At 42.9% G+C, this 12,240-nt stretch carries 9 protein-coding genes; 1 reads left to right on the forward strand and 8 read right to left on the reverse strand.

Going from position 1 to position 12,240, the window contains the following annotated elements; translation table 11 throughout:
• Nucleotides 1-22 precede the first annotated feature (22 nt).
• Both M0696_RS14070 and hemA read right to left on the reverse strand, forming a co-directional pair.
• Entirely contained in the window at nucleotides 23-853 is an 831-nt protein-coding gene (locus M0696_RS14070) for a cytochrome c biogenesis protein (RefSeq protein ID WP_061186701.1), read from the reverse strand.
• Nucleotides 854-860: 7 nt separating this feature from the next.
• On the reverse strand, nucleotides 861-2,228 hold the full coding sequence (gene hemA / locus M0696_RS14075) for a glutamyl-tRNA reductase (RefSeq protein ID WP_222143278.1): 1,368 nt from the start codon (nucleotides 2,226-2,228) through the stop codon (nucleotides 861-863).
• A gap of 228 nt (nucleotides 2,229-2,456) precedes the next feature.
• Here hemA and M0696_RS14080 point away from each other — a divergent pair, with 228 nt between their 5' ends.
• Nucleotides 2,457-2,954, forward strand: coding sequence for a hypothetical protein (locus tag M0696_RS14080; RefSeq protein ID WP_222143279.1), 498 nt, complete (start codon nucleotides 2,457-2,459; stop codon nucleotides 2,952-2,954).
• Between the two features lie 228 nt (nucleotides 2,955-3,182).
• Here M0696_RS14080 and yihA read toward each other — a convergent pair whose 3' ends face one another.
• From yihA to ddcA, 6 genes are all read right to left on the reverse strand, one after another.
• Nucleotides 3,183-3,770: a ribosome biogenesis GTP-binding protein YihA/YsxC gene (yihA, locus tag M0696_RS14085; protein WP_166849977.1), complete on the reverse strand. Its 588-nt coding sequence runs from the start codon at nucleotides 3,768-3,770 to the stop codon at nucleotides 3,183-3,185.
• Entirely contained in the window at nucleotides 3,767-6,091 is a 2,325-nt protein-coding gene (lon, locus tag M0696_RS14090; RefSeq protein WP_222143280.1) for an endopeptidase La, read from the reverse strand. The genes yihA and lon overlap by 4 nt, the downstream gene beginning before the upstream one ends.
• 180 nt (nucleotides 6,092-6,271) lie before the next feature.
• Nucleotides 6,272-7,930, reverse strand: a complete 1,659-nt coding sequence (gene lonB, locus M0696_RS14095) for an ATP-dependent protease LonB (RefSeq protein ID WP_222143281.1) — start codon at nucleotides 7,928-7,930, stop codon at nucleotides 6,272-6,274.
• Between the two features lie 153 nt (nucleotides 7,931-8,083).
• Nucleotides 8,084-9,346: an ATP-dependent protease ATP-binding subunit ClpX gene (gene clpX / locus M0696_RS14100; protein WP_222143282.1), complete on the reverse strand. Its 1,263-nt coding sequence runs from the start codon at nucleotides 9,344-9,346 to the stop codon at nucleotides 8,084-8,086.
• Nucleotides 9,347-9,617: 271 nt separating this feature from the next.
• Entirely contained in the window at nucleotides 9,618-10,892 is a 1,275-nt protein-coding gene (tig, locus tag M0696_RS14105; RefSeq protein ID WP_166849965.1) for a trigger factor, read from the reverse strand.
• A 227-nt stretch (nucleotides 10,893-11,119) separates the two neighbouring features.
• Nucleotides 11,120-12,124 (reverse strand): DNA damage checkpoint antagonist DdcA, encoded by a 1,005-nt coding sequence (gene ddcA, locus M0696_RS14110; RefSeq protein ID WP_222143283.1) that lies wholly within the window; start codon nucleotides 12,122-12,124, stop codon nucleotides 11,120-11,122.
• Between the last annotated feature and the right edge of the window lie 116 nt (nucleotides 12,125-12,240).

Raw genomic sequence — 12,240 nt, forward strand, 5'->3', positions numbered from 1 at the left:
CCGAATCTGCTTGGGACATCATTTAACTGAACCAATGGAATTGCGACAGGCTTCCAAGCAGGAAATAATTGATCATCAGCACGAGAAAACAAGCCGTATTCCACAGTGCTGCGACCTTTCCTTGCAGCTCTTTAATCAGCCTGATATAAAGATAATAGCTGTACAGCAAAAGGACGACAAACGAACCAAGCACTTTGGCGTCGAACCAATACAGCGTTTCTAGTGAGACATAAGCCCAAATGACGCCGAGAATCAAACTCAGCAACAGCATCGGGACCCCGATGATATTCAGAACATATGCCATATAATCAAGCTTAGACAAATCTTCTATTCTCAACAGCCATTTTCCCCATTTTTTCTTTTTCAGCAGGTGATATTGAAACATATACAGCACAGAAAAAACGAAAGAAAGGGAAAAAGCGCCGTATGAAAGAATCGCCATTGTAATATGAATCACCAAAAGCTCAGACACAAGCTGCCCGGAAAAAGCGGCTGACTGCTGCTCTGTCGGTGAAAAGGTATGAATGGCGATCATAGAAAACCCTATTACATTTGTAAAAAACACGATAAAGTCTACTCGTAAAAGCTTTGTCAGTACAAGTGACAGCGTGACAAGCACCCAGGCATAAAAATAAAGCGCCTCAGTCACATTTAATACCGGAAACCGCCCCGTCACCCACATAAAATAGGCCAAATACACGGTTTGCAGAGTCCAGACAATAGAAAGCAACCAGAAGGCCATTTTTCCAGCCTTCCGGTTGTGTTGAAGAAAGTCTATAAAATAAAAGAGTACACTTAATGCATAAATGACGATTGTTCCCTCATTAAGTCTTGCCATTGCAGTATCAATCATTCAGCATTCACTCACTTACAAGTGGGGCAAAGCCCGCTTTTGATTCAGCCTTGTTAAAAGAATGGACCTTTTGGCTGCTTTCAACAGTTTTCATCATTTGACGGCCCGCAGCTTCTTCAATATCAAAAATCTGCATAAATAAGGCCAGCTTTTCTTCAGAATCAGCATCTGCCGCAAGCTCTTTCACCTTTAGGATGGGATCACGCAGCATTTGGTTAATGATACTTTTGGTATGTTTGTTCAACAGTTTTTTCTCTCTTGTGCTTAAGTGAGGCAGCTTCCGCTCGATGCTGTCCATCGTTTCTGACTGGATGGCAAGCGCCTTTTCGCGCAATGCGGAAATAACCGGCACAACGCCAAGTGTATTCAGCCATTGTTTGAACTCCACAATGGTTTCTTCAATTAACAGTTCAACTTTTTCAGCAGTTTCTCTCCGCTCTTTCATATTCGCTTCTACAATGCCTTCGAGATCGTCGATATCATAAAGGAAAACACCTTCAAGGTCATTCAACGCAGGATCAAGGTCTCTAGGCACGGCAATGTCCACCATAAACAGCGGACGTCCCTTGCGAAGCTTATTCGCGTTTTCCATCATCTCTTTGGACACAACAAAATCACTTGCACCGGTTGAACTGATTAGGATATCAGCCTCCGCAAGCGCGCTTTCAAGCTGATTCAGGCTTCTCGCTTCACCGGAGAAACGGTCTGCAAGCTCCTTCGCTTTCAAGTATGTTCGGTTAATGACAGAGACCTTGCCGATTCCTTGTCCGTGCAGGTTCTCGGCAGCAAGCTCGCCCATTTTTCCCGCACCGAGAATTAATATGTGCTTGCTTGAAAGGTTTCCGAATATTTTTTTAGCAAGTTCAACTGCAGCATAGCTTACTGACACTGCATTTGAACCAATATCTGTTTCGGAGTGAGTCCGTTTGCCCACTGTAACGGCCTGTTTAAACAGCTCATTAAAAATAGTCCCGATCGTTTTTTCTTGCTGAGCTGTTTTAAAGCTGTCTCGCACCTGGCCGAGAATCTGCGTTTCGCCAATCACCATAGAATCAAGTCCGCAGGCTACACGGAATAAATGCTCAACAGCCGCATCGCTTTCGTAAAATGTTAAAAACGGCGACAGTTCTTCTTTGCTCAATTGAAACCAATCAGCTAAAAACTTTTTTATATAATAACGGCCGGTATGGAGCTGGTCGACTACCGCATAAATTTCCGTGCGGTTGCAGGTTGAGACAATGATGTTTTCAAGAATGCTTTTCTCTTCTTTCAGCTGCACCATCGCTTCTGCCAGCTCATTCGGCTGAAAGCTTACTTTCTCACGTATCTCAATAGGGGCGGATTTATAATCTACTCCCACAACAAGTATATGCATAGCTTTAATTACACCCCCAGCGCCCATTCTTTATTTATAATCATTCTAACATAGAATTCATTATTTATAATAATTATAACATAGTTTCTTTCACAAAATGTGAACAGATTTTAAAATTCTTATGCTATATTAGAAAAAGCGAAACAGGAAAGAAGCATTCCTATTGACAATACCAAAAACAGCAGAAATTTACTACACATCAGCTCTAAAAACAAGAAGGTGATATACATGAAACAAAAATCAATTTTATTCCCTTGTCTGCTGCTTGCCGCTTCTGTATATGCATGGCTTGAAAGCGGCCAAGCCGAACTGTTTTCAGGGCAGGATCAATGGCCTGTTCTCCTCATGCTGTTAGGCGCAGCCTTTGTATATCAAGGAAAAAAAGAAGCCGTTACACCGCATTTCTTTATCGGTTTACTTCTTTTCGGGATCGGCTTGCACTTTTTCGCCAAGCCGAAATGGCCATGGTGGCCGGATGATTTTGAATTGCTCCTATTTATAATCGGCTTCTCACTCTTGGTGTCAACCATTCAGAAAAAAGAATATGTATATGAAGCTGTATCGATGATTTGTTTTTCCCTGTTTTTGTACTTTTTCAAACAGATTATGGCATGGCTTGAATCTGCGCATATTCCAACAGCGCTTCTGAAAGAGTATTGGCCGTTTGTCTTTATTGGAATCAGTTTATTGTTATTATTGATAAAACGGAAAAAATCTATACGATAAATAAAACCGGCAGAGAGTTTTCTCTACCGGTTCAGCGTGTTGACAAACCCTCGCATTCGTTGTCAAGCCTGCGCGTCGGTGCTCACGAATTAGAACATTCGTTCCGCTCCAATGCTTGCCTTTCCTAGACTTCAAAGGTTTTCAATCACACTGAAAAAAGATGACAAAATCCCAAAACTAAAATCGTTTTAGGATTTTTCAACAATTTAAAACCGGCAGAGAGTTTCTCTACCGGTTTATCATTTTTTTGATCGCTCCCCAAGCTTCGTCTTTCCCCTTTTTCGTTTCTGAGGAGAAGAGAATCAGCTCGTCTTCCGGATCAATATTTAATGTCTGTCGGACAACCTTCGCGTGTTTGTCCCATTTTCCTTTCGGGATCTTATCTGCCTTTGTCGCGATAATAATCACAGGAATGCCGTAATACTTTAGGAATTCATACATCTGCACATCATCATTAGACGGCGCATGCCGCAAATCAACGATCTGCACCACTGCTTTCAATTCCTCGCGTGACGTGATGTAGGTTTCAATCATTCTGCCCCAAGCTTCACGCTCGGATTTTGACACTTTGGCAAAACCGTAACCCGGTACATCCACAAAATGCAGCTCATCATTGATAATGTAGAAATTCAGTGTTTGTGTTTTTCCAGGTTTAGATGATGTTCTCGCAAGATTTTTGCGATTGATTAATGAATTGATAAAAGACGATTTTCCCACGTTTGATCTTCCGGCCAGTGCAATTTCCGGAAGCCCGCCTTCAGGGTACTGTTCCGGCTTAACTGCACTGATCACGATTTCTGACTTTGTGACTTTCATTTCTTCTCTCCTACTAAGGCATGTTCCAAAACTTCGTCTAAGTGGGACGCCAATATAAATGTCAGGCCCTCTCTGACGCTTTCCGGAATATCCTCTATATCTTTTTCATTCTCTTTAGGCGCAATAATGGTCGTTAATCCCGCTCTATGTGCGCCAAGCGCTTTTTCCTTCAATCCGCCGATCGGCAGCACGCGCCCGCGAAGCGTGATTTCCCCCGTCATGCCGACTTTACGCGAAACCGCACGTCCCGTTAAAGCTGAAACAAGCGCTGTCGCCATCGTAATACCGGCTGACGGACCATCTTTAGGCACCGCACCCTCGGGTACATGTATATGAATATCATACTTCTCATGAAAGTCAGGTTCAATGCCAAGTTCTTCTGTTTTTGAGCGCACATAACTGAATGCAGCCTGAGCTGACTCTCTCATGACATCTCCGAGCTTTCCTGTCAGGATCAATTTCCCTTTCCCCGGAGAAAGCGATACTTCAATCGACAGCGTATCTCCGCCGACGGTTGTATAGGCAAGTCCTGTAACTACACCAACCTGATCTTCTGTTTCAGCTTGTCCATATCTGAAAATGCGTTTTCCGATAAAGTCCTGAAGATTCTTCTCAGTGACCGTAATCCGTTTTCGCTCTTCAGCAACAATGGCTTTTGCAGCCTTACGGCAAATCGCGGCAAGCTGGCGTTCAAGGCTTCTCACACCCGCTTCTCTCGTATAGTAGCGGATAATATCAAGAATCGCCTGGTCACGCAGCTGCAGGTTGCTTTTCTTCAGCCCATGTTCCTTGACCTGCTTTGGAAGCAGGTGGTCTTTCACGATTTCGAGTTTTTCTACTTCTGTGTAGCCCGCGATATTTATTATTTCCATTCTGTCTCTGAGCGGACCCGGGATTGTAGCCAAATTGTTTGCCGTTGCAATAAACAGCACTTTTGATAAATCAAAGGTTTCTTCAATATAGTGATCACTGAAGGTGCTGTTTTGCTCTGGATCAAGCACTTCAAGCATAGCAGATGACGGGTCGCCTCTGAAATCAGATGACATTTTATCAATTTCATCTAATAAGAAGACCGGATTCAGCTTGCCGGCTTTTTTCATCCCTTGAATAATGCGTCCAGGCATCGCTCCGACATAGGTCCGTCTGTGTCCGCGGATCTCTGATTCGTCACGCACTCCGCCGAGTGAGATTCTGACGAATTCCCGCCCCATGCTTTTTGCAATTGATTTTGCTAAAGACGTTTTCCCAACACCTGGAGGTCCTGCCAAGCAGAGAATCGGGCCTTTCAGGGATTTTGTCAACTTTTGGACAGCCAAATATTCTAAGATACGTTCTTTCACTTTTTCAAGTCCGTGATGCTCTTCATCTAAGAGACGTCCTGCCTCTTTCAAATCAAGCTTATCATCTGTCTCATCCGTCCACGGGAGAGCGATTAACCAGTCGATATAGTTGCGTATCACTGAGCTTTCCGCAGAACTTGATGGAATTTTTTCGTATCTGTTCAATTCCTTAAGTGCGGTTTCCTTCACATGATCAGGCATGCCTGCTTCTTCAATTTTTTCCGTCAGCGTCTGAACTTCGCCTGTTTTACCTTCTTTATCGCCAAGCTCTTTTTGAATCGCCTTCATTTGTTCACGCAAGTAGTATTCCTTCTGCGTACGCTCCATCGAACGTTTGACGCGCTGGCCGATTTTTTTCTCGATCTCCAGCACTTCTTTTTCATTATTGATAAAATCAATGACCTTGTTCAGTCTGTCTTTGACGTCAGCTGTTTCTAAGATATCCTGCTTATCCTTTAGCTTAAGGGGCAGGTGAGAAGCAACGATGTCTGCCATTCTCCCTGGCTCTTCGATATCAGTAACCGCGGCGTAAGTTTCCGCCGAGATTTTTTTAGAAATTTTTATGTACTGATCAAAGTGGTCTAACAAAGTCCGCATCAATGCTTCGTCTTCTGTATCTTTTGAATCATCTTCATGAATCAGCTGAATGTCGACCGACGTGTAATCCTCATGCTCATTGTATTTGACGATTTGGGCGCGCTTGAGGCCCTCAACCAACACACGAATAGTACCGTTCGGAAGCTTCAGCATTTGCTTAATTTTTGTATAAGTGCCGACACTAAAAATCTCGTCTTCACCTGGTTCGTCTATCGAAATATCCTGCTGAGTGGCTAAAAATATCATATGATCATGCATCATTGCCTGTTCAAGTGCCTGAACCGACTTGTCACGTCCTACATCTAAGTGCAAAACCATCGTCGGGTACACTAATAAACCTCTTAAAGGGAGGAGCGGGATGCTGCGTTTTAATTCTTCTGCCATGTGACTGACACCTCCGTGACTTTAGTATGAACCATTATAATACAACTTTTTCATCCTTGTACAATAAACGGCATGGTTCCATTTTCTATAAAACAGTCTCCTCGTAGTATACCCTTTCTTTCTGATATGAAAAAGGAAAAGATGTCCTTCATGAAAAAAACCCTATTATAAAAATAGGGTTTAAACGGATTCTTTATTGATTTCAATATTAAACGGTTTTTGTTCCGTCGGCGGATTCACTAAAATTTCATCAAGCACTTCCTGGAACGTCTTCACTGCAATAATCGTGATTCCGTCAATCTGCTTTAAGATCGCCTGCTGATTTTCATATGGGATAATCACTTTTTTCGCACCGGACTGCTTGGCCGCTTTTATTTTCGGAATAACGCCTCCAATGGGTTTTACAAGACCGTTCAGGCTGATTTCGCCCGTCATGGCAACGGTATTGTCAATTGGAATTTTGTGAATCGCTGAGAAAATTCCCGCTGCCATCGCGATACCTGCCGACGGCCCGTCAATCGGAACCCCTCCTGGGAAATTGATGTGAATATCATAATCAGACGGCTTCATTCCCATTGTCCTGAGCACAGTTAACACGTTTTCAACCGAACCCTTCGCCATGCTTTTTCGCCGGATTGATTTTGATTGGCTGCCAATGCTTTCTTCCTCCGCTATCCCTGTAATATTAATTGATCCTTTATCCTGAGCCGCGGTTACACTCACTTCGATTTCCAGAAGCGATCCGCTGTTAGGCCCATATACTGCAAGCCCATTAACAATGCCGATTTGCGGTTCAGCGCCGATTTTCTGCTCGTGCTTCGGCGTAAGCTGGCTGGAATGAATAACCCATTCAATATCTTCAATCGTAATGTCTTTTCTATTCTCCGTGACAGCCATCCCCGCGGCGATTTGAATCATGTTAACGGCTTCGCGCCCGTTCCGCGTATAGCTGGTCAGCAGATCCAGACTCTCATTAGAAATGTTTTTTTCAATTTTATCAGCTGCTGTTTTGGCAACTGTTTTCAGCTCATCCTTTTCAAGCTCGCGGAAAAACACTTCTAAACAGCGAGATCGGATAGCTGGAGGAATTTCGTTTGGCATTCTTGTCGTCGCCCCAATCAGGCGAAAATCTGCCGGCAGGCCATTTTGAAAAATATCGTGAATATGATTCGGAATTTGTGTGTTTTCCTCGCTGTAATACGCACTGTCTAAAAAGACTTTTCTGTCCTCAAGGACCTTCAGCATTTTATTCATTTGAATAGGATGCAGCTCCCCTATTTCGTCAATAAACAGCACACCGCCGTGGGCATGGGTAACAGCTCCCTGCTTCGGTTGCGGAATCCCCGCCTGTCCCATTGCTCCGGCCCCTTGGTATATGGGGTCATGGACAGAGCCGATGAGCGGATCGGCAATTCCTCTTTCATCAAAACGTGCTGTTGTCGCATCAAGTTCCACAAAAACAGCCTGCTCTTTAAACGGCGATTGCTTATGTTTTTTCGCTTCTTCTAACACAAGACGTGCAGCAGCTGTTTTCCCGACGCCCGGAGGTCCATAGACAATGACATGCTGAGGATTCGGCCCGCACAAAGCCGCCTTTAAAGCTTTAATGCCATCTTCCTGTCCGACGATATCTTGAAAGCTTTTGGGGCGGACCTTCTCAGATAATGGCTCGGACAAGCTGATGGCGCGCATTTTCCGAAGCTGCTCCATTTCCTTCTTTGATTCCTTATCTATCGTGACCTTTTGTGTCCTTTGATTTTTAAGCAAATTCCAAAAATACAAACCAATGATGATCCCGAAAAACAGCTGAATAAATAACGCGATCCCTGTCCAACTCATGATGGTCCCTCCTGAAAAACAATTTATGTATCCAATTCATTCCTCTGATTGCTAGTATCTCCCACACAAGGCGGGAATAAACGTTTTTCCGGAAGAGATTACGCAACAAAAAAACCTCCTGAATGTCACCATTCAGGAGGTTTGTTCTTATCTTTATGCAGATGTTTTATCTTCGCTTACCTCAGTGCCGTCTTTTAATAAGAGGCGAGGTGGCTCTCCATGTGTCACAGTTGCCCCGGTAATCACACATTTTTCAATGTCATCACGAGAAGGCAGCTCAAACATCACATCAAGCATGATACCTTCAATGATAGAACGAAGTCCACGTGCTCCAGTCTTGCGTTCAATTGCTTTTTTAGCAATTTCAGAAAGCGCTTCTTCTTCAAACTCAAGCTCTACATTGTCAAGCTCAAGCATTTTCTTGAATTGCTTAACAAGAGCGTTTTTCGGTTTTGTTAAGATCGCAATCAACGCTTCTTCGTCGAGCTTTTCAAGACTTGCAATAACCGGAAGACGTCCGATAAATTCAGGAATTAACCCGAAGCGGAGCAAGTCTTCAGGAAGCACTTTTGAAAGAAGATCTTCTTTCTCAAGATCAGCAGCTTTATTGTCCCCACCAAATCCAATCACTTTTTGGCCTAAACGGCGTTTGATGATTTGTTCGATACCATCGAAAGCACCGCCGCAAATGAACAAAATATTTGTTGTGTCAATTTGAATGAATTCTTGATGAGGATGCTTACGTCCTCCTTGAGGCGGCACACTTGCCACTGTACCCTCAAGAATTTTAAGCAATGCCTGCTGTACACCTTCACCTGACACGTCACGTGTAATAGACGGGTTTTCTGATTTTCTTGCCACCTTATCGATTTCATCGATATAGATAATGCCTTTTTCTGCTTTTTCCACATCGTAATCAGCAGCTTGGATGAGCTTCAGGAGAATATTCTCTACATCTTCACCCACGTATCCAGCTTCAGTCAAAGACGTAGCGTCCGCAATCGCAAACGGCACATTTAAAATGCGAGCCAATGTTTGCGCCAGAAGGGTTTTACCGCTTCCTGTAGGGCCGATTAATGAAATATTACTTTTCGAAAGCTCAACATCATCAACTTTGCTGTTGGAGTTAATGCGCTTATAGTGGTTATACACAGCAACAGCGAGTGATTTCTTCGCTTGATCCTGGCCGATGACATATTCATTCAGAATTTCGCGGATTTCCTGAGGCTTCGGTACGTCTTTAAATTCTACTTCTTCTTCTGTTCCGAGTTCTTCCTCTACAATTTCAGTGCAGAGTTCGATACATTCGTCACATATATATACACCAGGTCCAGCTACAAGCTTACGAACCTGATCTTGTGTTTTTCCACAGAACGAGCATTTTAATTGTCCTTTTTCCTCGTTAAATTTAAACATTCTTTCACCCCTTAATCTTGTCTCACTTTTTCTTTTACCGGCAGAGCAAAAGAAAATGATTCTTGAAACGAACGAGTATGTATTGCATTTTACCATACTTTCCAAAAAGACGGTAACAATGTGTTTCTGACTGGCACATTCTATATGTATGACAAAAAACAGTCCTGCATTAACTATCTTGCCCCAAGAAAAAGAGATAAATCATAATTGTACAAAACAAGGCACGAATCATTCGCGCCCTGTTTTATTATTACTATTATTATGCACCATATTAACGGTTTTCTACAAGAAAATCAATCGCTTTGCGAACTTTTAAATCTTCTTTCATCGCGTCAGTAGAACCGATGGCTTGTTTAATGTTTTCAACAGGCATGTTGTATGCTTCAGCCATTTTAGTAAGCTCAGCATCAACTTCCTCATCTGATACTTCAAGGTTTTCCGCTTTCGCAATCGCCTCAAGAGTCAGGTTAGATTTTACGCGTTTTTCAGCGTCTTCTTTCATTTGCTCTTTTAACGCAGCTTCATCTTGGCCTGAGAATTGAGTGTAAAGCTCAAGGTTCATGCCTTGCATTTGCAGACGCTGTTCGAATTCTTTCAGCATGCGGTCAAGCTCAGTGTCGACCATTGCTTGCGGTACATCGATTTCAGCATTTTCAGAAGCTTTTAGAACAAGCTCTTCACGCAATTTAGCGTCAGCTTCGTTTTCTTTCGCTTCTTCTAAACGTTTCTTTGTTTTTTCAGTTAGTTCAGCAAGTGTTTCCACTTCTTCATCGATATCTTTTGCAAATTCATCATCAAGCTCAGGAAGCTCTTTCGCTTTGATTTCGTGAACTTTCACTTTGAACACAGCTGGTTTGCCTGCAAGCTCTTCAGCGTGATACTCTTCAGGGAATGTCACTTCAACATCCTTCTCAGCACCTGCTTCAAGGCCAACTAACTGCTCTTCGAAACCAGGGATGAATGAACCAGAACCTACTTCAAGAGAGTAGTTTTCAGCTTTTCCGCCTTCGAATGCTTCGCCGTCAACGAATCCTTCGAAATCAAGAACAACTGTGTTTCCTTCTTCAACAGCGCCTTCTTCTTTCACAACAAGCTCAGCTTGACGTTCTTGAAGCGCTTTTAGTTCGTTTTGAACATCTTCGTCAGTTACAGTTGCATCGTCTTTTTCAACGCCCAGACCTTTGTATTCGCCAAGCTTCACTTCAGGTTTGACAGTTACTTTCGCTGTGAAGATTAAGCTTTCGCCTTTTTCGATTTTTTCAACATCGATTTCAGGACGATCTACAGGCTCGATTCCAGCTTCTTCAACCGCTTTAGGGTATTCTACAGGAAGAAGAATATCCAAAGCATCTTGGTAAAGAGCTTCTACGCCAAAGCGCTGTTCGAATAATCCGCGAGGAATTTTACCTTTACGGAATCCAGGAATCGAAACTTGTTTTACTACTTTTTTAAATGCATCATCAAGTGCTGTTTTAAACGTTTCAGCATCAACTTCAACCGTTAAAACGCCTTCGTTGCCTTCTTGTTTTTCCCATTTTACAGACATGTGTTTCCCTCCAAAAATCTATTCAGGTTGTGTCGGTCTTCCATTCTAAAGCAATCATTCGGCTTCGTCCAACAAAAACAAAGCTGCCAAAGATCAGAATCATTATGTATAAATGTTAATAATGAACTGCAAAGCCTGTCCAACCGTATTTCTTATAACCCGTTATACACAAATACAACCATTATATTATAACATAACACATAGCGCTTTCAACTATATGGCGCGATTTACAAATAAGAAATTTCTTCAATATCTTTTATCATCGTACAAGCTTCATCGAGTTCTCTGTCAGTAAACTCGTACATCATATGAAGCTCTTCTCTTTCAATTTCAATCCCGTGCATCTCGTAACCGACTTTATGCAGGGCGGCCGCCCAAAGATCGGCTGACAGCAATTTCGGCTGGAACGGATATAAAACGTATAAATGCCTTCTCCACAGTTCTTCTACTGCCGCATATAAGGTTGGATTTTCATTTCCAAGCGTCTCATCCAGCACCCGAAGAACACGGTGTAAAATCGGAGCGGCATCAGGCTGGACAGTCTCAGACGGTTCAATTGTCAACGATTCGCCAAATTTAGTAACGTGTACGGGTTTGCTGTACTCGTGCTCAGCCAATAGCATCACAATCATCGTTTTGATAATCGGGTGAGCTGAGGGGTCTTGAAGAATTGTTTTGAGCAGGCCTATATACTTCGCTACATTGCGGTCTTTTAAGGAATGAATTAAATTCATTTGCTCCTCAGGGCTTGCCAGCACTTTCTCAGTATCAATTGTATCCTCATATTCCTCTTCCCAAGCCTCGTCCTCACGTTCCGGATCGGTCATTTTTCGGCTGAAATCAAGCAGCTTATAAAATTGCTCGGCACTTTCCGCAGGAAGCTGATTTTCTTCCAAAACGGCTTCAATGGTGCTTTTGACTTCTTCGTATTTTTTGAGCTGAATTAAGATGGTCATGTACACCTGCAACACCGTAAAATAATGGCCATAGCCTTCTTTTAGCATCTTCTCACAGACGCTTTTTGCCTCTTCCAATTCGCCCATCTCCAAAAAACAGATGGCCATCCCTAAGTGTAGATCGGATTCAGTATCATCATATTTCATGGCTTCTGAAAACAGCTCAAGTGCCTCTTGATACTTTTTTTCCTTTAGTGATGACATCCCTTTTTCCACAAGACGGTCTTTCAGATGAGGAAAAGGAATAATTTTTGCGTTCTTCTTGTCATGCGTCATACCTATATTCCTTTCAGGCATTTATTTTGTTCAAGTGTATCAACACCTGTGAACAAAAACAAGAAATGAAAGGTCACCAGGCAAAAAAAGCCGCCGGACAAATGCCGGCAGCTTTT

Source organism: Bacillus rugosus (genome assembly GCF_023238245.1).
Classification (GTDB): domain Bacteria; phylum Bacillota; class Bacilli; order Bacillales; family Bacillaceae; genus Bacillus; species Bacillus rugosus.